Here is a 25,141-nt window from a genome sequence, read left to right as displayed (position 1 = left end):
GGTATTCCTTCACACCGCGCAGGTCGCCGATCGAGTAGAGTCAGAAGGGACGGCTGGGGGTGGCCGGAGCCTGAGGGGAACCAGACGAAAATGCCGCCTGAATTCGTCCTGCCCGGAAACAGTACCAATTACGTGGGCCAGGTCCTGCAGCTGTTCCAGGAATTCTCTGAACGCCCCGCGTTAGCACGCGGTGACCGAACCGCGACGTACGGTGAATTGATCGCCGACGTACTGCGTTTTGCCGCCGCCTTTCGCGATGCCGGCGTCCGTCCGGGCGGCAAGGTCCTGGTGATGGCGGCGAACTGCTTCGACGCCCCGGCGCTCCAACTAGCCCTGCACCTGCACGGTTGCCGGGTGTTGTGGAGCGCGCCGATCACCTCCCGCCGCGAGATCGATCGCTTCGCGGCGCTGGCCGACGCCGACCTGTTCGTGTACGACGATGCGAGCGAGCTCGGCCAGGCGTTGGCGGACTCGCTCGCGCCGATGCCGGCGTACCGGATCGCCGAGCTCGACACGTCGACGCCGTACGAGATCGGCGCGACGCCCGCACCGGACTCGGTGTTGCAGACCAGCGGGACGACCGGCGATCCGAAGCTCGTGCATCACACGCAGGCGTTCTACGAACAGATCCTCGAGCTGGCCGCGGCCTTTGTCGCACAGGGGTTCCCTATGCTCCGGCACTACTCGGGGTCACCGCTGTGGCTGGCGAGCGGGCAGATCACCACGTTCTTCAACCTGTTCACCGGTGGCGTGCTGTTCCTCACCGACACGTGGTCGCCGGACGAGTTCTACCGGATCGTGCCGACCGAGCGGATCACGTCGACGTACGTGACGCCGCCGATGCTCTATGAATTGCTTGATTACCAGGGTGGCGCAGAGGTCGATTGCAGCAGCCTGTTCATGTTCAACGTCGGCGCCGGTCCGGCGACGCCGGCGAGGTTGCGGCAGGGGATCGCACGCTTCGGTCCGGTACTGCGGATCGTGTACGGGCTGAGCGAGTGCGTCGTGGTGACGGCGCAACCCGGGCTGACCGAGGATATGCGCCTCGCGTCGGCGGGGATGCCGTACGGCGATGTCCGGATCGAGATCCGCGACGACGACGGGAAGATGCTGCCACCGGGGCAGACCGGTGAGGTGTGGGTGCAGAGCAATCTGGTCTTCGCCGGTTACCTGAACCAGCCCGAGCTCACCGCGGAGACCCTCGTCGACGGTTGGCTCCGCACGCGAGACGTCGGCTACCTCGACGAGGAGGGCTATCTGTTCCTGGTCGATCGCGTGCACGACATGATCGTCACCACCCGCCGCAACTGGGCGATCTTCTCCCGCCCGATCGAAGATGCGTTGAGCACTCACCCGTCGGTCAGCACCGCGGCGGTGATCGGCGTCCCCGACGCGGTCGTAGGCGAGGCCGTGCATGCGTTCGTGGTCGCACGTTCGCAGGTGTCGGCTGAGGAGTTACAAGCGCTGGTGACCGACACGCTGAACGAGATGTGGTCACCGGAGACGATCGACTTCGTCGACGAGCTGCCGCTGACCAAGATCGCGAAGGTCGACAAAGTTGCCCTCCGCAAACTCTACGCCGAACTGCACCCGCAGCCATGACACCCAGACGCGGTCTCGTCATCCTGTTCGTCGCGGACGTACTGTCCGCGGTCGGCAGCCGGATCACCATGGTCGCGATCCCGTGGCTGGTGCTCGTCACCACCGGAAGCGCCGCCCGGATGGGTCTCGTCGCCGCGGTCGAGCTGGTGCCGTACATCATCGCGAGCATCATGGCCGGCCCGATCATCGACACCCTCGGACCTCGTCGTACGTCGATCCTCGCGAACCTCTCGAGCGCCGTCGCGGTGGCGGCGATCGCGGCCACCACCGGCCTCGGCTTCGCCGCCCTGCTGGTCCTCGTCGCCGTCGCCGGTGCACTCCGCGGTGCCGCCGACCGCGCCAAGGATCTGTTGGTACGTCCAATGGCCGAGGCAGCCAACGTCGAACTGATCCGCATCACGTCTCTGCACGAAGCCCTCGCCCGCGGCGCGACCCTGCTCGGCGCACCGCTCGGCGGTCTGCTGATCTTCTGGACCGACGCCGCCAGCGTGCTGTGGATCGACGCGGTGACCTTCGTGATCTGCGGTGTCCTGGTCGCCGCCTTCGTCCGCCCGCCCGAGGTCGTCGCGGACACCCGCCGCGACAAGTACTTCCGCTCGCTGGCCGAAGGGTTCTCGTTCGTACGCCGGGACGAACTGCTCGCGACGATGCTGATCACCACGTTCACGATCAACATCTTCGCCAGCGCGAGTACGGCGGTCTTCATCCCGGTCTGGGTCCGCGACGAACTCGGCTCGCCCGCCGGTCTCGGTCTCACGCTCGGCGCATTCTCCGCCGGTGCACTGCTCGGCAGCATCACGTTCGCCATACTCGCCACCAAGGTGCCGCGCTATCTGACCTTCGCCATCGGAGCCTTCGTGGGCGGCAGTCCCCGGCTGCTCGTACTCGGCCTGAGCGACAACCTGGCCCTCGTCATGGTGGTCACCTTCCTCTCGGGCATCGGGATCGCCGCGATCAACCCGGTCTTCGGCGCCGCCCTCTATGAACACGTCCCGAAGCAGCTGCAGGCCCGCGTCATCGGTTTGGTGGCAGCGACGTCCTTCGCCGGTCTTCCCCTGGGTGCGCTGCTCGCGGGTGAGTTGGTCAGCGCACTCGGACTGACCCAGGCCTTGATCTGGTCCGGCATTGCCTGCCTGGTCGTCAGTGTGTTCCCCTTGGTCCGTCGTGGCCCTGGGAAGGTTCTCGACGCACCAAGCACAGTGGAGGCAACATGAACGAAGCCACTGACCCCTACTGCCTCCGCCCCGGCGAGAGCCTCGAGCTCCTCGCAGACCATCCGTGGCGGAGGTTCGTCGTCCTGGGCGACAGCGTCGCGCAGGGACTGTGCGAGCCGGTCGACGGCTACAGCGAACTCCAGTGGGCGGACCGCATCGCCGCCGAGCTCCGCGCCGTACGTCCCGATCTCGCCTACCTCAACCTCGGCGTCAGCGGACTGCGTACCCGCGAGATCCTCGCCACTCAGCTCGAGCCGGCTCTTGCCTTTGGCGCCGATCTCGCACTGGTCGTTGGCGGCGGCAACGATGCGTTCCCGGCGACGTACGACGCCGACCGCGTCGATCGCGAACTGACCCTGATGATCACCACGCTGCAGGGCGCCGGCGCGGACGTGATGACGCTCGGCATGTTCGACATCTCGTACAGCCCGGCCGTCGCCGACTGGCTCCGTCCGGGCCTCAGGCAACGAATGCGTACTCTCTCCGATCGCACCGCCGCGATGGCCGATCAGCTCGGCACGATCCACGTCCAGCTCACCGACCACCCGCTGTCGACCGACCCGAGCCTCTACAGCAGCGACGGTCGCCACGGCAACGCGCGAAGCGATGCCGTGGCGACCGCCGAGACACTCCGGGCGATCGGGCGCCGACTCAAGGCATCAGCAGCAGACCGCTCGTCAGCGCACCCTGGCCAACGTTGACCACCGGACCGGCGCCCGGGACCGTGAAGCGGAGGTAGGCGCCGGCCGGTATGCCTGCGAACAGGTACGGCGCGACGCAGAACGGCACGTCTGCCTCCTGGGTCTCCTCGGACTCGAGGTGCACGAACTGCATGGTGAGTCGATCGACCTCGATGTGCCGCTGGACGATGTAGCCGCCCTCACTCAGCGCTTCCTCGACCGCGTTCGCCCAGGTTGCCGCATCGACTTCGGGACCGACCACCACGCCGACACCGCCATACGAACCGTTCGGCTTGAGCACCCACTCGCGCTGCTCGGCGAGGACCCGCTCACGCAGGACCGCCGACAGAATCTCTGTCCGCGGCACGTGCTGGCGGACGACCTCCGCGTCCGCCGGGTCCAACTCGTAGAGGTCGCTCCACAGCCAGGCCAGGATCGTCTTGCTCGCCAGCAACCAGCTCGCGGTCGCGGTGAACATCCGCACCGACCGGCTCGCGACCGCAGTCCCCAACGCATCCAAGCCGTCGCTCGGCTTCATACCTTGCGGCACGAACATCCGCAGTACGGCGTCGATCGGACCGTCGTCGACGCAGAGCCGGCCGTCGTCGTCCAACGTCAGCCACTCGACCGGGTACACCCGCATGTCGAGGCCTAGCTCCCGGCCGCGCTCGCTGAACGATTCGAGCAGCTTGATCATCGCGAGCCCGTCCTGCGATCCCGGGTACGTCCCACCCGTGGTGAAGACCATCGCCAACCGGTCGTCACCGGTCAACTGCAACGCCGACCGCACGGCCTCGTACCGCGCATCGACCGCCGACGCCGGCGCCTCCAGCCCCAGCTCGTCCAGCACCGGGTCGCCTGCGTAGGCGTCGAGGAACCGACGAGCGACGCCGTCCGAGTCGTGTGCGCCGCCAAGTGCGCTGTCGATGTTCGCCTCCACGACGTACGGCGTGCCGTCGCTGAGCAGGATGTCCGCGCGAACCCCACCGAGCAGGTCCTCGGTCAACGGCAGGTCCTCGTCGAGCAGATCGATGTACCCGACCGGCATCCCGAGCGCCCGGCGCAGCTCTCCCGCAGTGCCGGCACGCCGCTGACATGCTGCCAGAATCAGCCGAGCGATGGTTGCCGATATCCCCGTCATCGAGTCGTAGGTCGCCGCAGACATGATCGGCGGCCGCAGCGGACGCCACTCCTTGTTGTGCGTCGCCACCCCTTCGTACACCTCGCGCCACGCGGCTGTCCCCCGCCGTACCAGCGCCGTACGGGTTGCTTCAGGCAACTGTTGCCACACATCAGTCATTTGTCCTCCAGTACGGCGTTGATCGCGGCAACAAGTTGGTCCCGCCCGGGCTGGATCGCCCGGTCGAGGGCGAGTGCGAACGGCAGGACGGCGCCGCTCGGGCGGGTCACCCGGCGGGGCGCGGCGTCCAGGGTTAAGCGTTCGGCGGCGACCGCAAGGATCTCGGCGGCGAATCCGCTGGTGCGGTTCGAGTCGTCGATCACCACCAGGCGGCGGGTCTTCGCGACCGACGCGGCCAAGCCGTCGACGTCGAGCGGGTAGACGGTCCTCGGGTCGAAGATCTCGACGGAGATGCCCACTCCGGAGAGTTCGTCCGCGACCGCCAGCGCATCGTGAACCAGGTGGCCGAGGGCGACCACCGTGACATCGGTTCCGGACCGCGCCACTCGCCCACTACCGAGTGGGATCGGTGCCAGCGTGGTGAAGTCGACGTCGTCACGGACGCCCAGGGCGGCAGATGGAGCGAAGAACACGACCGGGTCGTCGTCTCGGATCGCCGATACGAGCAGACCGTAGGCGTCGGTCGGCGTCGCTGGGACGACGGTCTTCACGCCGACGTGGGCGAGGAGTGTGTAGGGGTGATCCGAGTGCTGGCCGGCCCAGCCGGTCCGGGAGCCTGACCCGGTGACGACGTACGTCACGGGGACTTTGCACTGGCCGCCGGTCATCAGGGAGAACTTGTGCGCCTGGTTCGCGATCTGCTCGAAGACCAGGAACAACAGCGACGGGATCTGGAACTCGATCACCGGGCGCATCCCGGCCAGCGCGGCACCAGTCGCGAAGTTCGTGAACGCTTGCTCCGACAGCGGGGTGTCGAGCACGCGGTCCGGGCCGAAGCGGGACAACAGTCCCGCGGTCAGGTTCGACGCGGCGACCCGGATGTCCTCGCCGAGCAGGAACACCGACGGATCGGTGTCGAGGGAGTCGGCGAGGGCTCGGTTCATCGCTTTCAGGTAGGAGAGCTTCGGCATCAGGGCATCACCGCGTACAGGTACTTGAGCGCGTCGGCCGGATCCGGATGCGGACTGCCCAGCGCGAACTCGGTCGCCGCGTCGAGCAGCGCTTCGATCTGCGCGTCGACCTCGGCCCGCTCGCCTTCGGACAGCCGGGCGCCCTGGATCTCGACCGGATCCCGCGACCGGCCGGACGCGAGCTGATCGGCCGAGCGGTAGTCGAGCCGGGCGCGATGCTCGAAGGTGTGGTGTGCGTCGAAGCGATAGGTGAGGCACTCCAGGAACATCGGCCCCTTGCCGGACCGAGCCCGCGCGACGGCCGCAGTAGTTGCCTTGAGCACCGTCTCCGGGTCCTGTCCGTCGATGGTGAACGCCGGCATGCCGAACGCCCGCGCGCGACCCGTGATGCTGCCCGCCACCGCCGACTCGACCGGCATCGTGGTCGCGTAGCCGTTGTTCTCGCACACGAAGATCACCGGAATCCGCCAGAGCGCAGCCAGATTGAAGGCCTCCAGCAACATCCCTTCGTTCATCGCGCCGTCGCCGAAGAATGTGACCGCGACCGTGTCCCGCCCTTGCCGCCGGTGCGCCCAGGCAGCACCGGTCGCGATGGACCCGGCCGCCCCGACGATCGCGTTCGCGCCAAGGATGCCGAGGCTGAAGTCCGCCGCGTGCATCGAGCCGCCACGACCTTTGTTCAGCCCGGTCTCCCGCCCCATCAGCTCGGCCAGCAACCGGCCGGGGTCGACACCGCGAGCCAGCACGTGGCCGTGTCCGCGGTGCGTGCTGGTGATCACGTCGGCCGGGGTCAACGCCGCGCAGACGGCCGCGGCGATCGCCTCCTGGCCGACGTACGGATGGATGCCACCGACGATCTCCCCGGACCGCACGAACTCGATCGCCCGTTCCTCGAACCTGCGGATCAGCCGCACGGTCCGGTAGAGATCGACGGTGCTCATGTGGTCAGGCCTTCACAGCCGCGAGGATCGCGTCCCACAGGCGGGCGCGGGCGGCAAGGGCGTTGTTGATGGTGTCCGCGCAGGCGTCCCACTTGGCCTGGTCGTCACCGCACAGGTCGGTGACCATCTGCATCGCCATCGGGGTGTGCTGCTCGCCGTCCACCTCGATGTGCCGCTCCAGATAGTCGACGAAGGTGTTGAGGCGGTTCGACCGCTCGTTCACCGCGACGACCTGCTGGAACATGTCCGGGATCAGGTCCTCCCGCCCGAACGCGAACGCCGCCGCCTGGCAATGGATCGGCGCGTTCTCAATGATGTCCCACGTCGTCCCGGCGAAGTCGATCGACGCCTGCGGTACGTCGGCAGCCTTCAGCGAGTCGACCACCGAACCGCCGCCGCGCAGCAGGTCGATCAAGTGGTTGATCGCCGAGGTGTCCGCGCCGGCCTCGACCATGCCGTTCACGTACAGCTCGAAGTGGCTGATGAACCCGTCGCCGAGTTCGTCACTCTCCTCGACCATCACGATGTCGTTGATCAGCCGCCGGCTGCTGCTGTGCGAGGTCGGGATCCACGGCACGGTGACGCAGGTGAGTTCGCGCTGCAGTGACTTGAGCAGCGACATGAAGTCCCAGACGGCGAAGACATGGTGCTCCATGAAGGTGACGAGTGCCTCGTGCGTGTCGAGGTTGGCGTACAGCGGGTGCTGGACGACCTTGTCGCGGGCCTCGCTGACGGCCTTCTCCAACTGCTCGATGCCTGGGTGGGTCTGACCCCAGTCGTAACGGGACATGTCCTGATCTCCTAGCGGTCGGCCCAGAGCGTTGGGCAGTAGTCGGGGTCCGCGTAGTCCGGGTGGCCGTTGGGTGTCCGGCGTACCAGGACGTCGTGGTTGTAGGCGGCAAGAGTTCCGTCGCTGAGCGGGAACTCGCGGTACCTGTTGGCGCCGTCCTGCAGGTGCAGGGAGATCGCCCGGCGCGGGCGGTCGCTGACGTTGGCGCCGCTGCCGTGGTACGTGCGGCAGTGGTGGAAGTTCATGTGACCGCGCGGGATCGTGATCGGCACCCTGGTCACCTCGGCGCCGTTGTACGCCGCGTTCTCGGCCAGCATCTGGTCGAGCTGCGACCGGTCCCGCTCGGCGAAGTGGCGTACGACGGTGTCGTCGGAGCCGATCTCCTGCCAGCGGTGGCTGCCGTCGACCATCGTGATCGTGCCCATCTCCGGCGGGCAGTCGTGGAACGGGATGAACGCGGTGAGCATCCGGTCCGACGACGAGGACGACCAGTAGTGCTTGTCGAAATGCCAGGGCACGATGTTCGACGGCTCACCCGAGATCGGCGGCTTGTAGATCAGCGTCGACTGGAAGATCCGGATCTCGTCGGTCTGCGCGAGCCGGGCCGCGACCGCGCCGATCAGCGGTTTGCGGAGGATCTTGGCCAGACCGTCGTGCTCGTAGTGCACGTAGTCGTTGTGCCGCTGGACGTCGCCCTTCGACGGGTCCCAGTACGCCAGCTTCGGCGGGGCCAGCGGGAGGGCGCGGTCGCGCTCGCCGGCGTAGTACCGCTCGCTGGCGTTCACCAGCTCGTCGGTCTCGTCGTCGGTCAGCAACTTCTTGGACAGGTACCAACCGTGCTCGTTGTAGAAGGCAACGTCTTCGTCGGTGGGGAGGAGCTCGATCTCCTCTTCGGACAGCTTGAACTCCAAGGTCATGAGATCCCCTCGAGCTCGCGTTCCTTCGCCTCGTACAGGGCCTTGATGTTGCCGCTGCCGAACGTCATCGCGCCGCGGCGCTCGATGATCTCCAGGAACAGCGTGCGGCGGACGTGCATCGACTCGGTGAAGATCTGCAGGAGCTGGCCCCAGTGGTCCCGGTCGACCAGAATGCCGAGCTTCTCCAGGTCCTCGATCGGCGTCTCGACCTCGCCGACCCGTTCCGGCAACGCCTTGTAATACGTCGACGGCGAGGCGAGGAAGTTGACGCCTCGACCGGCCAACGTGCTGACCGCCTCGACGATGTTGCTGGTACGCAGGGCGATGTGCTGTACGCCGGCGCCCGCATGCCAGCTGAGGAAGTCGTTGATCTGGCCGGGCCGACGGTTCGGGTCCGGCTCGATCAGCGTGAACGTGACGTGCTTCGACGGGCTCTGGACAACGGTCGACTCCATCCCCTGCCCCGCGACCTCGATGAACTCCTCGAAGATCGGCAGGAACCCGAAGACCTTCTCGTAGAACTCCACCGTCGGCTTCAGCTGACCCGACGGAACGCAGATCGCCAGGTGGTCGATCTCGCTGAACAGCTTCTCGTCCGGCCCGCCGGCCGGTTCGGTGATCTGGATCGCGCCCGGCAGGAACTCGTGCCGCGGTCCGCGTCGTTCGACCAGTCGGTGGATGACATCGCCGAACCCACCGACCTCGGCGATGACCACAGTGGTCTCTTGATCCGTGTAGATCACCGGCGCGGCGACGGATTCGGCGCCCCGGGCAAGCAATTCGGTGTAGGCGCCGGCCGCGTTGTCGACCTCGAGGCCGACCACGGCGACTCCGTCTCCGTGCCGCTGGACGTACGACGCAGCCGGATGGTCGGCGACGAGCCCGGACGTCAGCACGATCTGTACCGCGTCCTCGCGCAGCAGCAACGAGCGTTGTCCGGGCAGACCGGTCTCGGGACCGCCTTGGCCGTGTATCTGCAGCCCGAACGCGTGCCCGAGGTAGAACGCCGCCTGCCGAGCGTCGCCCACGTACAGCTCGACGTGGTCGATCCCGTAGATCTCCATTACGCCTTCCCCTCACTGTTGATATCGCGCCTGTCCGGCGTACTGGCGGCGCCGAGGAGCAGGCTGACGTTCTGACCGCCGAAGCCGAACGAGTTCGACAACGCGTACTCGAGCCGGACCTGGCGGGGTTCCTTCCGGACGTGGTCCAGCGGGCAGGCCGGATCCGGGTCCTCCAAGTGGTACGTCGGGGGCAGCAGCCCGGTCGTGATCGCGCCGACCGCAGCGATCGCCTCGACCACCCCGGAGGTGCCGAGCATGTGCCCGGTCAACGCCTTGGTCGAACTGACCGCCGGCTGGTACCCACCAAAAGCTTTGCCAATAGCAACCGACTCCGCCACGTCCCCGAGCTTCGTGCTCGTCCCGTGTGCATTGACGTAGCCAACCTGCTCCGGCCTGACGCGCCCGCTTGTCATCGCCAGCCGCATGCACGCCGCGGCGCCGAGGCCGTCGGGGCGAGGAGCAGTCGGATGATGCGCATCCGAGTTCACTCCGTATCCCGCAACGTCCGCATATCCCCGGGCGCCCCGGGCTGCGGCATGCTCCGTCCTCTCCAACACCAGGAGCGCGGCACCCTCACTCAGCACAAACCCGTTCCGCCGCATGTCGAACGGTCGACTCGCCTCAGCTGGGTCCTCCCACCCACGAGCCAGCGCCCGCGCATTGGCGAAGGTCTCCGCAAAGGTCGGGAACAACGGCGCCTCGCTAGCCCCGCACACCACCACGTCCGCTTCACCGGACCGGATCAGCCGGACCGCGTCCGCGATCGCCTGCGCCCCGGACGCACACGCCGTACCAACCGACGACGTATACCCACGGATTCCGTAGCGGATGGCAACCCGGGCGGCCGGCATGTTCGGGAGGATGCCCGTGAGGAGGTACGGGCTGACTGCGGCCCGGCCGCGTTCGGCGCGAGAGAGGACCTGCTGTTCGAGGGTCGCCATACCGCCGACCCCGCCGAGGATCACGCCGATGCGATCGGGGTCGACGTTGTCGCCGACGATCAGACCGGCATCGGCCAGCGCGTCCGCAGCGACGAGTTGGGCGAGGATGACGGTGCGGTCCATCACCTTCCCGTCCGGCCCCTTGATGAGATCGCCGGCGTCGAAGTCCGGCAGGATCCCCGCCAGCTCGATCGAGTTGGCGATCGGATGGTCCGCAGGTGGTTTCACGATGCCGGATCGCCCGTGTAGCAAGGCGTCGTACGCCTCGGGGGCGCTTCGGCCGACCGGTGTCATCAGGCCGATCCCCGTGATCGTGGCGTTCATGAGCGAGCCTCCCGGAGAGCGACCTTGCGGACCTTGCCGGTCACCGTCACCGGCACCTCGCCTGTGCCGACCGCAGTGACGTTGCGAAGAATCGCGGCCACCTCGTCCCCGACGGCTGCCTTCACGTCGGCGGTGCGATCGCGGTCGAGGGCGTCCGCGGAGAGTTCAAGGAGTACGTCGGCGACGTACCGGCCGTTGTCCGGGGTGATGATCACCGTGCAGTCGTCGACCTCGGGGAGGGCCGCGAGGATGCGTTCCTCGGACATCGACGTGAAGAGCTGCGGGCCCTCGAAGCCGGCGACCGCATCCGGTACGCGATCGAGGTGGAAGTAGTGGCCGGTGTCGTCGCGGTACACCAGGTCGCCGGTGAGGAACCAGCCGTTCAGCCGGAAGCGGTATGTGGTGTTCGAGTCGTTCCAGTAGCCCGGCGACACGGTCGGCGAGCGGAAGCCGAGCAGACCGACCTTGCCCGGCGGCAGTTCCTCGCCGGTCGAGCTGAGTACGGTCGCGCGGGCGAACTCGTACGGCTTGCCGATGCAGCGGCCATAGTGGTCGCTGTCGATCGTGTGCGTGATGTGGAAGCCGTTGTGGCCCATCTCGCTGGAGCCGAGGCCGTCGATGAAGTGACTGCCGCGGACGGTCTGCCGGCCCTCCCGGGTGACCGTCTCCCGGGTGCCGACGGCAACGAGTTTGCGGATGTGCGGTTCGTGCGCGCAGTCCCCGGTGTTGAACCACATCCGGACCGAGTCGAGGTCGTGGTTGCTGAGGTCTTCGCGAGCGAGTCCGGCCCAGGTGACCGCGAATCCGTAGACAGCGTGGGGTTTCCAGCGCTCGATGTTCTCCAGGACGTACGGCGCGTCCTGGCTGGAGAGCAGCAGCATCTCGGCGCGGTTGCCCAGCACTTGGTTGACCATCAGGATCGTCGCGGTGTGCGGGATCGGCAGCGCGTTCAGAATCCTGTCGGTGCCTTGCGCCTGCGGCATGGTCAGGAGGTGCTTGAGGGCCGCGTACAAGGTGGTGTGCGTGTGCAGGACAGCCTTCGGTACGCCGGTAGTGCCGCTGGTGTGCGTGATCACGACCGGGTCGTCGGCGTGGTGCTGGTAATGCTGCGGTGCTTTGGCCGGATCGCCTTGGCCGAGGTCTCGCGGCTCAGCCAGTATGTCGGTCTCGAGCAGCGGGCGGTGGTTGGCGTCGGCGAGGACGGCTGTGACGCGTAGGCGGCGGATGTACTCGTCGGCGATCGGCGGGGCCATCTTGCCGTTGAGGAGGGCGGGGATGGCGCCGATGCGAGTGAGGGCCAAGAAGCTCAGGACGATGTCTTGCGCTTCGGTGGCCCAGATCGCGATCACGTCGCGGCGGGTGATGCCGTGTTCGTGCAGCCACGCCGTACGGGCTTGAACGCGTTCGTCGAGTTCGCCGAGGGTCAGTGGATGTTCGGCCGGGAAGTGGTCGACGGGGGTGTCGAAGGTCAGGCCGGGGCCGTTCGGGTCGGCGCCGTACTTGAGCACTGTTGCGAGGACGTTGCCGGTGCCGATGGCCGGGTCCGCGGCCAACTTGGCTCTCAGGCTCTTCATACCGGGTCTCCACTCACCATCCGGGCGAACGCGTGATCGGCGTCCACCTCCACGATCAACACGCGCTCGGCATCACCGTCGTCGAGCAGCAAGGCGGCCTCCTCGAGCCCGCCCTCGGTCACACACACCACCGGGCCGCGTAGCTCCCACTTCGCCGCGATCCAGCCGGCGATGCTGTTCGGCACCGACTGGAAGAAGTACAGCGGGCCAATGCGCTTGCCCTCAGCAACTGCTTGTTCGACATGTTCGGCGCTGACGCGATCACCGTCGCCCACGAGCACGATCCCCGTCAGCGCTTCGGTCTCCACCTGATTCAGACACCGCTCGGCCGCCGCAACCACCATCGGGTTGAACGCCGACCCCACGAACCCCGGCACTCCCGGCGGCTCCCCGCCGTCCCAACGCCCCTCGGCCAACGTCTTCATCCGGCCCGCACCACCAATGCCGTATTGGCTCCGCCGAACGCCGAGTTGAGCGACATCGCGTACGGCGAGGTCACCAGCCGCGGCGCATCCAGAATCAGATCAACCGCACACGCAGGATCCGCCTCCAGGAACCCGGCATTAACCGGCAACTTCCCCTGCCGAAGCACAGCCACCGTCACCACAAACTCCACCAACCCGGACGCCTCCAACGCATGCCCATGCAATCCCTTGGTGGAAGACACAGCCGGCCCGGCGAGCTGTCTCAGCGCGGCGGCTTCGGATGCGTCGGCGTAGGTGGTGCCGGTGGCGTTGGCGTTGATGTAGGTGATGGCTTCGGGTGGGAGGTCGGCTTTGCGGAGGGCTGAGTTGATGGCGGTGGCCAGGCCTCGGCCGTCGGGGGCTGGTTGGACGGGGTGGTAGGCGTCGCCGGAGCGGGCGCAGCTGACCAGCTCGGCCAAGCCTTCGCCGGCCTGCAGGACAACCGCGGCCACGCCGTCGCCCAGCAACGTGCCGGTGCGGTGCAACGAGAACGGTCGGAGAGCGCCGTCGGTCGACAACGCTCGGCCTGCGTCGAAGAGGGCGAATTGATAGGGCTCGACCAGGTAGGCGGCTGCTACTACAACCCGGTCGACGCGGCCCAGGCGGATAAGGGTGGCGGCGTCGGCCAGGGCTGTGGTGGCGGAGACGCAGGCTGAGGTGTAGGTCCGTAGTTGGCCGAAGTCGTGGATCGGTGGCGTGTGCAGGGCGAGCAGGAGCGGTGTCGTGCTGCGGTCGACACCGGCCTGCAGGCATACGTCGGCGATCGCTTGGTCGAGTTCTTCGTCGAGCATGCCGGCATCCGCGGCGATCGCGGCATGGTGCGTACGGCGGTTGCTCGTGTCGAACCGCGTGACCTCGGCGAAGGCCGGCGTACCCGACAACTGCGCTGCAGGACCACGACCCAAGGCAGTCATGATCGACATGCCGGTCACGGCGACCGGACGCGGTTCAGACATGGCTGGTCAGCACTTCGCGGAGTACGGCGACCGCGTCGTCGATGGTGCTCATGCGTTCGAGCTGGTCGTCGTCGAGCGCGACGCCGTACCGCTGCTCGACCTGATGGACCAGCCAGGCCAGCTCCATCGAGTCGAGGCGTTCGGCGTCCGGCGGGCGCGGGCCGACGCCGGCCAGCCAGTCGAGGATCTCGGCCCGCCCGGGCGGGGGTGGGGTCGAGGTCATCAGACCTGCTGAGCTACCCGGCCGGCCACCTCGGTGGTGAACTCACCGACCGTCATCAACGCCAACTGCTCGGACTCGTCATCGGAGAACCTGACCCCGAACCGGTCCTCGACCCGCACCGACAGGTCCGCCAGCGCCAGCGATTCCAGGTCCACCCCGGCCGGGCCGAGCGTGGTGTCGTCGTCGATCCCCTCGGTGTCGTAGTTCATGTCCTGCAGCTGCGCGATGACGAATGCGCGAACCTCGTCCTTCATCGGGATACCCTTCTTTCGGTGGGCGGTTGTGTACATGTCTGGTTGGCGCCGGCCGGCGCGGAGCCGCGCGCGGCGGCTCACGGACTGCTGCTCGACCTGGCCGGCACGCTTATCCCGGACCCGCAGCTCGGCCACGATCCGGCGGGTCGTCCCGAGGTCCCGGGGCTGGCGGTGAGCCTCAGCCACAGCCACCACCTCGTGGTGGTCGCGGCCTCGACGGACGGTCCGATCGGTGTCGACCTCGAGGAGGTCCAGCCCCGCCAGGTGCAGGAGCTGGCCGACCGTTGGTTCGCACCGGCGGAGTTGGCCTGGATGTCGACTCAGTCCGACGGGTTCCTGCGGTTGTGGACAGCCAAGGAAGCAGTAGGGAAGGCGCTCGGGCGTGGGTTGCGAGGGTCCGGGTTGCGGCGGGTGATGCCGCTGGGCGGTGGCATCATCGAGTCGGAGCCGGAGCTGCTGGTGACGTACGTGCCGTGGCCGGGCGCGGTGCTCGCGCTCGCGGCGCCGGTCGGGTTGACGGAGATCGTCGTACATCAGGAGACCGCTTTGCGCAGCGTGGACAGGTCGCGGACGAGCTTGCCGGTCGTTGTCCGAGGCAACTGATTGAGCAGGTGCACGGTGCGCGGACGCTTGTACGTCGCCAGCTGCTGGGCCAACTCCGCCTCGAGATCCACCAACGACCGCGGCTGGTTCAGCTGCACATATGCCGTGATCGCGCCGTCGAACGCGACCACCGCCGCCTCGACCCCGCGCAACGACGCGAGCGCTGCCTCGACCTCCGTCAGGTCGACCTTCAACCCGCCGACCGACACCTGCGAATCCAGCCGGCCCTTGATGCTCACCAGCCCCGTCTCCGGATCCACGACCCCGGCGTCCCGCGTATGCAGCCAGCCGTCGGCCCAGCGGGTCGGGTCGGACAGCCCGAGGTACGGCGACTCCGCGCGCGCCACCTGGAGTTCGCCGTCGACGGCGCGGACCGAGATCCCCGGCGCGGGCCGGATCGCCGGACGGTGCTGGCCGTACAGGTCGGTGCCGATCACCCCGACCTCGGTCATCCCGTACATGTTCCCGAGCGGTACGCCGTACTTCTCCTCGAACGCCCGCGACACCGCCGCCTGCACCAGCTCCCCACCCGTGGTCATCCGCTTGAACTGCGGCAACCACGGCGGATCCTGGACCGACGCGAGCAACCCGATGTGGAACGGCACCCCGAGCACTGTCGCCGGTGTCGTCGCCGCGCCGATCGCCTGCACGATCGCATCACCAGTGAGCCGCGCCGGCGGTTGCAGCTCGACGCCTGCATGCAGCCCGTAGAGCAGCCCGCCCACCAGACCGAGGACGTGGACCATCGACGGCAGCAGGATCAGCCGCTCGCCACGCTGCGGTACGCCGTCGATCTGCGTGTACCGCAGTACCTCCGCGACCAGGTCGTCCGCAGTACGGCCGATCACCTTCGACGGGCCGGTCGAGCCAGAGCTCAGCTGTACGACGGCGTGCGCGGTGCCGGCCGGATGACCGGAGTAGCTCGCCACGTCCGTGTCCACGTCGACGAACGTCCGCAGACCGGACTGCACCGGCCGCTCCGGCGACACGACGACCTGGGGTACCAAACGTTCGATCGCGCGGCGAACCTCGTAGTCGGTCAGCCGGTGGTCGAGCAGGATCGCCTGCCCGCCGCCGCGCCAGATGGCCAGCAAATGTGTCACGAACGCCATCGACGGCGGCAACCGCAACGCCACCGCACCACCCGGCCGGAAACCGGACTGTGCCAATTCCGTTTGCCGTTCGAGAACCAAACGGCGTAAATTCAAACGATCAATAGGATCGGCCAGCCGGAAACAAACCTCGTCATCCGGCCCGGCCAGCAGGATATCGTCGACCCACTCTGCCCCCTGCGTGGTTCCAGGCACCACGACAGCACCATCGGTCATCCGAGCTCCAAAGTTCTTTACACACAAAGGATTCGAAGACCAGCGCCCCCACCAAGGCCTGGCGATGACGCGACGATACGACACGATCACACAAAAGCGCCATGAAAGAGCGGCTCCTAAAAGCCCTCGATCGAGTCATTCAGATTCGCGAAATGGAAACCGCCGTAAATGGCGGGACCGGTTAGAAATCCAGTCGCCCACCTCGACTCGACGCAGGGTTCTCCCGCGCCGCGCGGGCCGGATCCCCAGGCACCTGCGCGTCACCGACACTTGACCCACCGTGCGCGCGTGGGTAACTTTCGCGTCGCGGGGGAGTATCTGTAATTCAATTACCTTGGCGATCGCCCGCGCCCGCCCGCACAGACTTGGTGACCCCCATGGAACTGACCCGCCGTCAGACCCTCGGACTCGCGGCGGCGACCGTCGCCGGGACGACGGTCGCTGCCACGACGAGCGCCGATGCCACCCCGGACCGCTGGGTCCGCGACACGATGCGCCGGATGACGCTCGAGCAGAAGGTCGGCCAGCTGTTCGTCTGCTACGCCTACGGCCCGGCCGCCGACACCGCCGATGCCCGCAACACCAGCCTGTACGGCGTGGCCACGCCGGCCGAGGTGGTCGCGAAGTACAACCTCGGCGGCGTCATCTACTTCACCTGGACCGACTCGACGAAGGACCCGCAGCAGATCGCCCGCCTGTCGAACGGCCTGCAGCAGGCGTCGCTCACCAACACGGGCATCCCGCTGCAGATCGGCACCGACCAGGAGCACGGCTCGGTCGTGCGGGTCGGGCCGCCCGCGACCCAGTTCCCCGGCGGGATGGCGCTCGGCGCGACCCGCTCAGCGGCGTACGCGCGCTCTGCCGGTGCGATCGCGGGGCGCGAGCTGAAGGCGCTCGGCATCACCACCGACTTCGCCCCGGACGCCGACGTCAACGTGAACCCGCTGAACCCGGTGATCGGGGTCCGCTCGGTCTCCTCCGACCCGGCGCTGGTCGCCGAGCTCGTCGCTGCGCAGGTGAAGGGCTACCAGCGCGACGGCCGGGTGGTCTCGACCGCGAAGCACTTCCCCGGCCACGGCGACACCGCGACCGACAGCCACACCGGCATCCCGGTGATCGGTCACACCCGCGACGAGTGGACCCGGATCGACCTGCCGCCGTTCCAGGCCGCGATCCGGGCCGGCATCCAGTCGATCATGACCGCGCACATCGTCGTACCGGCGCTCGACCCGTCCGGCGATCCGGCGACGCTGAGCCGGCCGATCCTGACCGGGATCCTGCGCGAGCAGCTCCGGTTCGACGGCGTCGTGATCACCGACTCACTCGGGATGCAGGGCGTCCGGGACAAGTACGGCGATGCCGAGATCCCGCTCCGGGCGATCGAGGCCGGCGTCGACCAGCTGCTGATGCCGGTCGATCCCGGACTCGCGTACAACTCGGTGCTCGACGCGGTCCGCGGCGGCCGGATCAGCGAGGCCCGGATCGACGAGAGCGTCGCGCGCATCCTCACGCTGAAGCACGAGACCGGTCTGGTCGACCACCCGTACGTCGACCTCGCGCGCGTCGCGAAGATCGTCGGTACGCCGGCCAACTACGCGGAGGCCCAGCGCATCGCGGACCGCAGTACGACGCTCCTCCGCGATGACGCCAACCTCTTGCCGCTCTCCCCCGCGCCGCGGACGATCCTCGTCGCCGGCTACAGCCCCGCGAACCTGGCAACCGCGCTGCAGTCCCGCGGCGCGACCACGATCGTGAAGGACACCGGCACGACGCCGACGGACGCCAAGATCGCCGACGCGGTCGCAGCGGTGGCCGATCTCACGGTGGTGCTGACCAACAAGGCGTGGGACACCGAGGTCACCGACAAGCAGGCCAAGCAGCAGAAGCTCGTCAACGCACTGCTCGCCACAGGCCGCCCGGTGATCGTCGTCCCGGTCCGCGACCCGTACGACGTCGCGTACTTCGACCCCGCGCCGACGACGCTGGTCACCTACGGCAGCACGGCACCGTCGATGGAAGCGCTGGCCAAGGTCCTGTACGGCGAGATCGCGCCGACCGGCAAGCTCCCGGTCGAGATCCCGACCAAGGCCGACCCGACCGTGGCCATGCACCCGTTCGGCCACGGGCTCACCTTCGACCCGAAGCAGACCCGGCTGACCGTTGCCTCGTACAACATTCATGCCGGGGCCGGTGAGGACAACGTCTTCGACCTCGACCGCACCGCCCAGGCCCTGAAGGCACTCGACGCGGATGTCATCGGACTGCAGGAGGTCGACGTCCACTGGGACGCTCGCAGCCAGTGGCTGGACACGCTCTCCGAGCTGGCGACCAAGCTCGGTATGCACTCGGCGTTCGCACCGATCTACGACTTCGACCCGCCGGCAGCCGGCCAGCCGAGGCGTCAGTACGGCGTCGGATTGCTCTCCCGCTTCCCGCTGATCCGCACCGAGAACCATCCGATCACGCGGCTGTCGACCCAGGACCCCAACCCTGTCCCCGCTCCGGCCCCCGGGTTCCTCGAAGCAGAACTCGAGATCCGCGGCCGTCGCCTCCACGTCTACTGCACGCACCTGGACTACCGGGCCGATCCGGCCGTCCGCCAACTCCAGGTGGCGGACACGCTGAAGATCCTTACCCAGGACCGCAAGAAGGATCTGCAGGTCCTCGTGGGCGACTTCAATGCTGAGGCCGATGCACCTGAGCTGGCCGGGTTGTGGACGCGCTTGACCGACTCCTGGACCGCCGCCGGTTCGACGGTCGGCGGGCCGTACACCTACCCGGCGGTGGCCCCCAACAAGCGGATCGACTTCGTCACAGTCGGTACTAGCCTGAATGTGTTGCGTGCCGAAGTGCCTCCTGAAGTGCCCACTGCGCAGGCCGCCAGTGACCACCGTCCGATGATTGCCGACCTCTCGTTCCGTCCCTGAGGAGATGTCCATGAAGCGACGTAGTTTGCTCGCCGGCGCCGGTGCGCTGGCCGCCGCACCGCTGATCGACGTACCGGCCGCCCAGGCTGCACAGGCCGCGCCGAAACGCAAGGTGATGACCGGTGCCGAGGTGCTGGCCGACGACGGCTGGCGCGCGCTGGCCGGGCAGAAGGTCGGCGTGATCAGCAACCCGACCGGGATCCTGCCGGACTTCCAGCACATTGTCGACACGATGCACGCGTCCGGGAAGGTGAACGTCGTCGCGGTGTTCGGCCCCGAGCACGGCTTCCGCGGCAGCGCGCAGGCCGGCGGTTCGGAGGGCGACCACGTCGACCCGCGTACCGGGATCATGGTCTACGACGCGTACGGCGCGGCCGCGGACAAGCTGGCCGGGCTCTACACCAAGGCCGGCGTCGAGACCGTCGTCTTCGACATCCAGGACGTCGGCGCGCGCTTCTACACCTACATCTGGACCATGTTCGAGGCGATGCTCGCCGCGGTCCGCACCGGCGCGAAGTTCGTCGTACTCGATCGTCCGAACCCGGTCGGCGGCTACGCGCGCGGTCCGATGCTGAAGCCCGGGTACACGTCCGGTGTCGGCAAGAAGGAGATCGTCCAGCAGCACGGTATGACCGTCGGCGAGTTGGCCCGCATGTTCAACGCGGAGTACCTCCCGCTCGAGCCGAACGGCGGCCGGCTGAAGGAGCTCCAGGTCATCGAGGTCGCGAACTGGAAACGCGACCAGTTGTACGACGACACCGGGCTGACCTGGGTGATGCCGAGCCCGAACATGCCGACGCCGGACACCGCGCTGGTGTACCCGGGCCTGTGCATGTTCGAGGCGACGAACATGTCCGAGGGCCGCGGTACGACACGGCCGTTCGAGCTGATCGGCGCGCCGTACGTCGACTACCGGTGGGCGGAGGCGCTGCAGACCAAGCACATCCCGGGCGTCGCGTTCCGCGAGGCGTATTTCACGCCGACGATCAGCAAGAACGCGAACGTGCTGTGCGGCGGCGTCCAGGTCCAGATCACCGACCCGAACCGCGTCGAGGCGATCACCGCGGCGACGCACATGATCGTCGAGGCCCGTAAGCTCTACCCGGAATTCACCTGGCGGGAGGAGACCCCACCCGGCCGGTGGATCGATCTCCTGACCGGGTCCGATCGGTTCCGGACCATGCTTTTGGCGGATGCGACCGCCGAGGAGATCGTGGCAGCCTGGAAGTCCGAGACCGACGCCTGGACGGCGCGGCGGGCGAAATACCTTCTGTACAAGGGCGCGCACCGATGAGACGGCTGGCGGCGCTCACGATTGCTTCGGCGGTGATGGTGACGATGGGAACGCCTGCGGTTGCTGGCGGCAACAATTCTGGCCGGTTCGACCACCCCTACGACGGGTACGCGCCGAAGTCGACGCTGCTGCGCGACGAGACCCCGGCCAAGGCCGGCCTCGATCCCGCGCCGATCGACGCGGCGCTGGCCCAGGTGGCCGGCTGGACCCAGCCGAGCGGGACGACGAAACCGTTGTACGCCGGCGCGGTCACGCTGCTCGGCCACGACGGGAAGATCGTCACCCGGACGGCCACCGGCCTGGCGCTGAAGTACGCCGACGGCGCCGGCACCGAGCTGCCGCCGGACCAGCAGATCCCGATGCGGACCGACACGATCTTCGACATGGCGTCGGTCTCCAAGCTGTTCACGTCGATCGTCGTGATGCAGCTGGTCGAGAAGGGCAAGATCGACCTGGACGCGCCGATCGCGTCGTACGTCCCGGAATTCGCGGAGAACGGCAAAGCGGCGATCACGATCCGGCAGGCGCTCACGCACACCACCGGGCTGCCGTCCTGGCTGCCGTTGTGGAGCGCACAGCCCGACCCGGCCTCGCGCCTGCACATGGCGCTGACCGCGAAGCTGATCAACCCGCCGGGCAGCACCTATCTCTACAGCGACCTGAACCTGATCTCGCTCGGCGAGGTCGCACACCGGGTCACGGGCAAGACCCTCGACAAGCTGGTCGCAGACGGCATCACCAAACCGCTGCAGATGCGCGACACCGGCTACAACCCGGACCCGAAGAAGAAACCCCGGATCGCAGCCACGGAATTCCAGACCTCCCCGCCGCGCGGGATGGTGTGGGGCGAGGTGCACGACGAGAACGCCTGGTCCCTGGGCGGCGTCGCCGGGCACGCGGGCGTTTTCAGTACTGCGGACGACCTCGCCGTACTGGCACAGACGTTCCTGAACGGCGGCAGCTACCGCGGCGCGCGGATCCTCAAGGAATCCTCGGTCACCGCGATGATCACGAACTTCAACCAGGGCTTCCCGGGGAACGACCACGGCCTCGGCTTCGAGCTCAACCAGCGTTGGTACATGGGCGGACTGTCCGGACCGCGCGCGGCCGGCCACACCGGCTACACCGGTACGTCGCTGGTGATCGACTTCGACTCACGCTCGTTCGCGATCCTGCTGACCAACCGGGTCCACCCGAGCCGCGACTGGGGCAGCAACAACCCGGCCCGCCGGGCTGTCACCCAGGGGCTCGCGCTGGCGCTCGGCGTCGGCCCGCGGCACGGCAAGGACGCCTGGTTCTCCGGTACGACGGACGGCGCGACCACCACGCTCTCGACGAAGGTCGCCGTACCGGCAGGCGGAGCCAAGCTCGCTTTCGATCTCTTCGTCGACACGGAGGACACGGATCTGCTGTATCTGGAGTCTTCGACCGACGGAACCACTTGGAACAAGGTGCCTTTCACAGTGCGCGATCGAGGGTCCGTGGTCGACCACGACGGCTCGATCAGCGGTTCCGGCGACCGGCACTGGCATCAGGTGACCGCCGAACTCGGCGCCGGCGACCAGACGATCCGCTGGCGGTACACGAGCGACCCGCTGTACCAAGGCCGCGGTATCTACGTGGATGGTGTGAAGATCACGAGCGGGACTGGTGTTCTTCTCGACGGTGAACGAACGCCTGAATCATTTACCGCAACAGGTTGGAGACTTTCGCGTCGGTGACCCCACTTCGTGCATAGTCGCCGTACCGTGGCTGTCATGAATTCAACAACCTCTCCTGAACCCACGGGCCCGCTGCTGGTCCGGGTCCGCGCGGTGATGCCCGCGCTGGCGCCGGCCGAGCAGCGGGTGGCGAACGCGGTCCTCGCGGACCCGGGCGGAGTGGCGGCGATGACGATCTCCGAACTGGCCGAGGTGGCCTCCACCTCGGAGACCACGGTCATCCGGTTCTGCAAGCAGATCGGCGTCCCCGGCTACCCGCAGCTGCGCCTGCAGTTGGCGGCCCAGTCGGCGCAGGAGAGCATCCGCCCGGAGGTGGGCGGCGACATCGAGCCCGGCGACTCGCTGGCCGACGTTGTCAGCAAGGTCGCGTTCGCCGACGAGCGGGCGGTCCGCGAGACCGCGCAGCAGGTCGACGTGGACGCGCTGGCCAAGGTCGTCGACGCTGTCGTGAAGGCCCCGCGGGTCGACCTCTACGGATTCGCGGCGAGCGCGTTCGTGGCGCTCGACCTGCAGCAGAAGCTGCACCGGATCCGGCGGGTGGCCTTCGCCTGGTCCGACGTACATATCGCGCTGACCAGCGCCGCGCTGCTCGGTGAGGGTGACGTCGCGATCGGCATCTCGCACACCGGCACCACGGTCGAGGTCGTCGAGGCGCTCGAGGAGGCAGCCAAGCACGGCGCCACCACGGTCGCGGTGACAAACTTCCCGCGGTCGCCGCTGGCGCGTACCGCGGACCTCGTCCTGACCACGGCCGCGCGCGAGACGACGTACCGCTCGGGAGCGATGGCTTCGCGGATCGCGCAACTGACGGTGATCGACTGCCTGTTCATCGGCGTCGCCCAGCAGGTGCTCCCGGATGCCCGCAAGGCGCTCGAGGAGACCGCCAGCGCGGTCCGCGGGCACCGGCTCAAAGGTTCCGAGTGACGTCAACCGTTTCCGTCAAAGATGAACGGAATTGAAAATCCTTCAGTAGAAAACTAACATCGATCCTGTGACCTCACCGACCGAGCAGCGCAACCCGAGGACGCTCGCCATCGATGCGGTGGGCACGTCCGAGATCCTCCAGATGCTGAACAACGAGGACGCCCGTGTCGCAGGCGCCGTCAGCGCAGTGATCCCGGAGCTCACCAAGGCCGTCGACGCCGCCGTCGAGGCTGTCCGCGGCGGCGGCCGGGTGCATTATTTCGGCGCCGGTACGTCGGGACGCCTGGCGGTCCTTGACGCCGCCGAACTGCTGCCCACGTTCCACGTGCCGGACGGACTGGTGGTCGCCCACCACGCCGGCGGGATGGAGGCGCTGCTGCGCGCGGTCGAGAACGTCGAGGACTCCGAGGACGGCGGCGCCGCGGACGCGGCCGCGGTCACCGGTCAGGACCTCGTCGTCGGCCTCGCCGCTTCCGGAAGCACGCCGTACGTCGCCGGTGCGTTGAAGGCCGCCCGCGCGGCCGGGGCGACCACCGTGCTGGTCACGTCGAACCCGGACGCTCCGCTGGCGCCGCTGGCCGATGTCGTGATCGCCGCGGACACCGGCCCGGAGGTCATCGCCGGCTCGACCCGGCTCAAGGCCGGCACCGCGCAGAAGATGATCCTGAACGCGTTCTCGACGACGCTGATGATCAAGCTCGGCCGCACCTGGTCCAACCTGATGGTCGACCTGGTGGCGACCAACAAGAAGCTCCGCGGCCGCATGCTCCGCATCCTGGCCGAAGCCACCGGCGCCGACGAGGCTGCCTGCGAAGCCGCTCTGGCCGAGGCGGACGGCGAGCTCAAGCCGGCCCTCGTCCACCTCCTGACCGGATCACCCGTCGCCGAGGCCCGGGCCGCCCTGGAGGCCGCTCACGGCCGCGTGGCCACCGCCCTAGCTGAGCTCGGCAACCCCAGCTGATCGCTGCACCGGCTGGTGGACGACGAGGGTCACCACGATCAACGCCATGAACACCGCCGTGAGCGCGAACGGGATCGGGATCAACGGATCCAGCAGGACCAGGACGGCGCCCAGCGGTACGACGACGTTGACGGTCCGGTCGGCGTTGTCGCGGATGGCGATCCACCAGGTGCCGAGGACGAAGATCGCGATCGGGATCGTCACCGTGTAGGACGCGGCGACCTCGCTGAGCTCGGTGTGATGCGTGATGCTGTCGATCTCGACCTCGATACCGGCCGAGAACGCACCGGCCGCGGCGAACACGAAGTAATGCACGTAGCCGTACCGCAGCGAGCTTGCGAACGACCTGATCGCGGTGTGGTGCGGCGGCCAGAAGTAGATCCACCACATCGCCGCGGTGACGACGAGCGTCAGCACCGACAGCGCGATCAGCGGGCCGAGCGACTCGTGGTCGTGGACGGCCTCGATGATCGCGTTGGCGGACGCGAGCAGGCTCTCGCCGAGCAGGATCAGCGTGAACAGCCCGTACCGCTCGGTGATGTGGTGCGGGTGCCACGGCGTTGTCCATCGGCGCTCCGCCACCACCGGTACGGCGAGCTCGGCGAGGACGAACAGGCACCAGGCGATGACGACCGTCGTACCGGACATCGCCAGCGTGGTCAGCCACAGCACCTGCACGATCGCGATCCCGCCGGCGTAGCGCAGCGTCGCCTGCCGGCTCTCCCCGGCGTAATGGGATGCCCGCAGCCACTGCGCGATCATCGCGACCCGCATCACGACGTACCCGATCACCACCACGGTGAAGTCGCGGTCGGCGAAGACCTGCTCGATGCCGGCGGCGACCACCAGGACGCCGCTCATCTGCACGATCGTGAGCACCCGGTACAGCCAGTCGTCGGTCGCGAACGAGGTGGCGAACCAGGTGAAGTTCATCCACGCCCACCAGATCGCGAAGAACACCATCCCGTAGGACATCAAGCCCTCGGCGATGTGCTTCTCGGACAGGGCGTGGTGGAGCTGGGCCGCGGCGACACTCACCGCGACCACGAACACCAGGTCGAAGAACAGCTCGAGCGAGGACGCCGTCCGGCCGGGCTCGTGCGGGTCCCGTGGGCGCATGGGGATCAACCGTGACCGCGTCGTCGTCGGAGCTGTCATGGCGGACAGG

23 protein-coding genes are annotated in these 25,141 nt (G+C 67.9%); 9 read left to right on the top strand and 14 right to left on the bottom strand.

What is annotated here, in order from left to right:
• Window positions 1-132: 132 nt before the first annotated feature.
• From FDA38_RS36260 to FDA38_RS36250, 3 genes are read left to right on the top strand one after another with little or no spacing between them, the layout of a single operon-like run.
• The gene (locus FDA38_RS36260; RefSeq protein WP_233715137.1) at window positions 133-1,602 is read left to right on the top strand and encodes a class I adenylate-forming enzyme family protein; all 1,470 of its coding nucleotides are present in this window, start codon (window positions 133-135) and stop codon (window positions 1,600-1,602) included.
• Window positions 1,599-2,816 carry an MFS transporter gene (locus FDA38_RS36255; protein WP_137258700.1) on the top strand — a complete coding sequence of 406 codons (1,218 nt, stop codon included), beginning with the start codon at window positions 1,599-1,601 and terminating at the stop codon, window positions 2,814-2,816. Before FDA38_RS36260 ends, FDA38_RS36255 begins: the two co-directional genes overlap by 4 nt.
• Complete coding sequence (locus FDA38_RS36250) at window positions 2,813-3,517, top strand: SGNH/GDSL hydrolase family protein (RefSeq protein WP_137258699.1); 705 nt, start codon at window positions 2,813-2,815, stop codon at window positions 3,515-3,517. The genes FDA38_RS36255 and FDA38_RS36250 overlap by 4 nt, the downstream gene beginning before the upstream one ends.
• On the opposite strand, the gene FDA38_RS36245 is transcribed toward FDA38_RS36250, so the two are convergent.
• The 12 genes from FDA38_RS36245 to FDA38_RS36190 are packed head-to-tail and all read right to left on the bottom strand — an operon-like array spanning window position 3,468 to window position 14,215.
• Window positions 3,468-4,796, bottom strand: a complete 1,329-nt coding sequence (locus FDA38_RS36245; protein ID WP_137258698.1) for a hypothetical protein — start codon at window positions 4,794-4,796, stop codon at window positions 3,468-3,470. The two genes, FDA38_RS36250 and FDA38_RS36245, sit on opposite strands and share 50 nt — an antisense overlap.
• Window positions 4,793-5,767 (bottom strand): alpha-ketoacid dehydrogenase subunit beta, encoded by a 975-nt coding sequence (locus FDA38_RS36240; protein ID WP_137258697.1) that lies wholly within the window; start codon window positions 5,765-5,767, stop codon window positions 4,793-4,795. Before FDA38_RS36240 ends, FDA38_RS36245 begins: the two co-directional genes overlap by 4 nt.
• Complete coding sequence (locus FDA38_RS36235) at window positions 5,767-6,708, bottom strand: thiamine pyrophosphate-dependent dehydrogenase E1 component subunit alpha (protein ID WP_137258696.1); 942 nt, start codon at window positions 6,706-6,708, stop codon at window positions 5,767-5,769. The genes FDA38_RS36240 and FDA38_RS36235 overlap by 1 nt, the downstream gene beginning before the upstream one ends.
• 4 nt (window positions 6,709-6,712) lie before the next feature.
• Window positions 6,713-7,498, bottom strand: a complete 786-nt coding sequence (locus FDA38_RS36230) for a DUF3050 domain-containing protein (RefSeq protein ID WP_137258695.1) — start codon at window positions 7,496-7,498, stop codon at window positions 6,713-6,715.
• Between the two features lie 11 nt (window positions 7,499-7,509).
• Window positions 7,510-8,415, bottom strand: coding sequence for a phytanoyl-CoA dioxygenase family protein (locus FDA38_RS36225; protein WP_137258694.1), 906 nt, complete (start codon window positions 8,413-8,415; stop codon window positions 7,510-7,512).
• Window positions 8,412-9,479 (bottom strand): 4-hydroxyphenylpyruvate dioxygenase, encoded by a 1,068-nt coding sequence (hppD, locus tag FDA38_RS36220; protein ID WP_137258693.1) that lies wholly within the window; start codon window positions 9,477-9,479, stop codon window positions 8,412-8,414. The genes FDA38_RS36225 and hppD overlap by 4 nt, the downstream gene beginning before the upstream one ends.
• Window positions 9,479-10,744: a beta-ketoacyl-[acyl-carrier-protein] synthase family protein gene (locus FDA38_RS36215; protein ID WP_137258692.1), complete on the bottom strand. Its 1,266-nt coding sequence runs from the start codon at window positions 10,742-10,744 to the stop codon at window positions 9,479-9,481. Before FDA38_RS36215 ends, hppD begins: the two co-directional genes overlap by 1 nt.
• Window positions 10,741-12,318, bottom strand: coding sequence for a class I adenylate-forming enzyme family protein (locus FDA38_RS36210; RefSeq protein WP_137258691.1), 1,578 nt, complete (start codon window positions 12,316-12,318; stop codon window positions 10,741-10,743). The genes FDA38_RS36215 and FDA38_RS36210 overlap by 4 nt, the downstream gene beginning before the upstream one ends.
• Window positions 12,315-12,743 (bottom strand): hypothetical protein, encoded by a 429-nt coding sequence (locus FDA38_RS36205; protein ID WP_137258690.1) that lies wholly within the window; start codon window positions 12,741-12,743, stop codon window positions 12,315-12,317. Before FDA38_RS36205 ends, FDA38_RS36210 begins: the two co-directional genes overlap by 4 nt.
• Window positions 12,740-13,738: a beta-ketoacyl synthase N-terminal-like domain-containing protein gene (locus FDA38_RS36200; protein ID WP_137258689.1), complete on the bottom strand. Its 999-nt coding sequence runs from the start codon at window positions 13,736-13,738 to the stop codon at window positions 12,740-12,742. Before FDA38_RS36200 ends, FDA38_RS36205 begins: the two co-directional genes overlap by 4 nt.
• Window positions 13,731-13,961 (bottom strand): acyl carrier protein, encoded by a 231-nt coding sequence (locus tag FDA38_RS36195; protein WP_137258688.1) that lies wholly within the window; start codon window positions 13,959-13,961, stop codon window positions 13,731-13,733. The genes FDA38_RS36200 and FDA38_RS36195 overlap by 8 nt, the downstream gene beginning before the upstream one ends.
• Window positions 13,961-14,215 (bottom strand): acyl carrier protein, encoded by a 255-nt coding sequence (locus FDA38_RS36190; protein ID WP_137259095.1) that lies wholly within the window; start codon window positions 14,213-14,215, stop codon window positions 13,961-13,963. Before FDA38_RS36190 ends, FDA38_RS36195 begins: the two co-directional genes overlap by 1 nt.
• Window positions 14,216-14,233: 18 nt before the next feature.
• Between FDA38_RS36190 and FDA38_RS42485 the strand changes: the two genes are divergently transcribed.
• A complete protein-coding gene (locus FDA38_RS42485; protein WP_170989990.1) occupies window positions 14,234-14,818 on the top strand; it encodes a 4'-phosphopantetheinyl transferase family protein in 585 nt (194 codons plus the stop codon).
• On the opposite strand, the gene FDA38_RS36180 is transcribed toward FDA38_RS42485, so the two are convergent.
• Entirely contained in the window at window positions 14,749-16,146 is a 1,398-nt protein-coding gene (locus tag FDA38_RS36180) for a class I adenylate-forming enzyme family protein (protein ID WP_137258687.1), read from the bottom strand. The two genes, FDA38_RS42485 and FDA38_RS36180, sit on opposite strands and share 70 nt — an antisense overlap.
• Window positions 16,147-16,523: 377 nt before the next feature.
• Between FDA38_RS36180 and FDA38_RS36175 the strand changes: the two genes are divergently transcribed.
• From FDA38_RS36175 to murQ, 5 genes are all read left to right on the top strand, one after another.
• Complete coding sequence (locus FDA38_RS36175) at window positions 16,524-19,073, top strand: glycoside hydrolase family 3 N-terminal domain-containing protein (RefSeq protein WP_137258686.1); 2,550 nt, start codon at window positions 16,524-16,526, stop codon at window positions 19,071-19,073.
• A 10-nt stretch (window positions 19,074-19,083) separates the two neighbouring features.
• Window positions 19,084-20,367: an exo-beta-N-acetylmuramidase NamZ family protein gene (locus FDA38_RS36170; protein ID WP_233715135.1), complete on the top strand. Its 1,284-nt coding sequence runs from the start codon at window positions 19,084-19,086 to the stop codon at window positions 20,365-20,367.
• Window positions 20,364-22,088, top strand: coding sequence for a serine hydrolase domain-containing protein (locus tag FDA38_RS36165; RefSeq protein WP_137258684.1), 1,725 nt, complete (start codon window positions 20,364-20,366; stop codon window positions 22,086-22,088). Before FDA38_RS36170 ends, FDA38_RS36165 begins: the two co-directional genes overlap by 4 nt.
• 36 nt (window positions 22,089-22,124) lie before the next feature.
• Window positions 22,125-23,012 (top strand): MurR/RpiR family transcriptional regulator, encoded by an 888-nt coding sequence (locus FDA38_RS36160; protein ID WP_134107253.1) that lies wholly within the window; start codon window positions 22,125-22,127, stop codon window positions 23,010-23,012.
• A gap of 67 nt (window positions 23,013-23,079) precedes the next feature.
• Window positions 23,080-23,973, top strand: a complete 894-nt coding sequence (gene murQ, locus FDA38_RS36155; RefSeq protein ID WP_137258683.1) for an N-acetylmuramic acid 6-phosphate etherase — start codon at window positions 23,080-23,082, stop codon at window positions 23,971-23,973.
• Here murQ and FDA38_RS36150 read toward each other — a convergent pair.
• Entirely contained in the window at window positions 23,947-25,131 is a 1,185-nt protein-coding gene (locus FDA38_RS36150; RefSeq protein WP_202878007.1) for a low temperature requirement protein A, read from the bottom strand. The two genes, murQ and FDA38_RS36150, sit on opposite strands and share 27 nt — an antisense overlap.
• Window positions 25,132-25,141: the final 10 nt, after the last annotated feature.

The organism is Kribbella jiaozuonensis, assembly GCF_005233875.1.
In the GTDB taxonomy this organism is placed as follows: Bacteria; Actinomycetota; Actinomycetes; order Propionibacteriales; family Kribbellaceae; genus Kribbella; species Kribbella jiaozuonensis.
The sequence above is the reverse complement of the archived record's forward strand: the minus strand, read 5'-3'. Positions and strand labels throughout refer to the sequence as shown.

Excerpts from the sequence above, each read along its gene's own strand:
- FDA38_RS36255 (WP_137258700.1), top strand. The coding sequence starts at position 1,599 with ATGACACCCAGACGCGGTCTCGTCATCCTGTTCGTCGCGGACGTACTG.
- FDA38_RS36250 (WP_137258699.1), top strand. The coding sequence starts at position 2,813 with ATGAACGAAGCCACTGACCCCTACTGCCTCCGCCCCGGCGAGAGCCTC.
- FDA38_RS36245 (WP_137258698.1), bottom strand. The coding sequence starts at position 4,796 with ATGACTGATGTGTGGCAACAGTTGCCTGAAGCAACCCGTACGGCGCTG.
- FDA38_RS36240 (WP_137258697.1), bottom strand. The coding sequence starts at position 5,767 with ATGCCGAAGCTCTCCTACCTGAAAGCGATGAACCGAGCCCTCGCCGAC.
- FDA38_RS36235 (WP_137258696.1), bottom strand. The coding sequence starts at position 6,708 with ATGAGCACCGTCGATCTCTACCGGACCGTGCGGCTGATCCGCAGGTTC.
- FDA38_RS36230 (WP_137258695.1), bottom strand. The coding sequence starts at position 7,498 with ATGTCCCGTTACGACTGGGGTCAGACCCACCCAGGCATCGAGCAGTTG.
- FDA38_RS36225 (WP_137258694.1), bottom strand. The coding sequence starts at position 8,415 with ATGACCTTGGAGTTCAAGCTGTCCGAAGAGGAGATCGAGCTCCTCCCC.
- hppD (WP_137258693.1), bottom strand. The coding sequence starts at position 9,479 with ATGGAGATCTACGGGATCGACCACGTCGAGCTGTACGTGGGCGACGCT.
- FDA38_RS36215 (WP_137258692.1), bottom strand. The coding sequence starts at position 10,744 with ATGAACGCCACGATCACGGGGATCGGCCTGATGACACCGGTCGGCCGA.
- FDA38_RS36210 (WP_137258691.1), bottom strand. The coding sequence starts at position 12,318 with ATGAAGAGCCTGAGAGCCAAGTTGGCCGCGGACCCGGCCATCGGCACC.
- FDA38_RS36205 (WP_137258690.1), bottom strand. The coding sequence starts at position 12,743 with ATGAAGACGTTGGCCGAGGGGCGTTGGGACGGCGGGGAGCCGCCGGGA.
- FDA38_RS36200 (WP_137258689.1), bottom strand. The coding sequence starts at position 13,738 with ATGTCTGAACCGCGTCCGGTCGCCGTGACCGGCATGTCGATCATGACT.
- FDA38_RS36195 (WP_137258688.1), bottom strand. The coding sequence starts at position 13,961 with ATGACCTCGACCCCACCCCCGCCCGGGCGGGCCGAGATCCTCGACTGG.
- FDA38_RS36190 (WP_137259095.1), bottom strand. The coding sequence starts at position 14,215 with ATGAAGGACGAGGTTCGCGCATTCGTCATCGCGCAGCTGCAGGACATG.
- FDA38_RS36180 (WP_137258687.1), bottom strand. The coding sequence starts at position 16,146 with ATGACCGATGGTGCTGTCGTGGTGCCTGGAACCACGCAGGGGGCAGAG.
- FDA38_RS36175 (WP_137258686.1), top strand. The coding sequence starts at position 16,524 with ATGGAACTGACCCGCCGTCAGACCCTCGGACTCGCGGCGGCGACCGTC.
- FDA38_RS36170 (WP_233715135.1), top strand. The coding sequence starts at position 19,084 with ATGAAGCGACGTAGTTTGCTCGCCGGCGCCGGTGCGCTGGCCGCCGCA.
- FDA38_RS36165 (WP_137258684.1), top strand. The coding sequence starts at position 20,364 with ATGAGACGGCTGGCGGCGCTCACGATTGCTTCGGCGGTGATGGTGACG.
- FDA38_RS36160 (WP_134107253.1), top strand. The coding sequence starts at position 22,125 with ATGAATTCAACAACCTCTCCTGAACCCACGGGCCCGCTGCTGGTCCGG.
- FDA38_RS36150 (WP_202878007.1), bottom strand. The coding sequence starts at position 25,131 with ATGACAGCTCCGACGACGACGCGGTCACGGTTGATCCCCATGCGCCCA.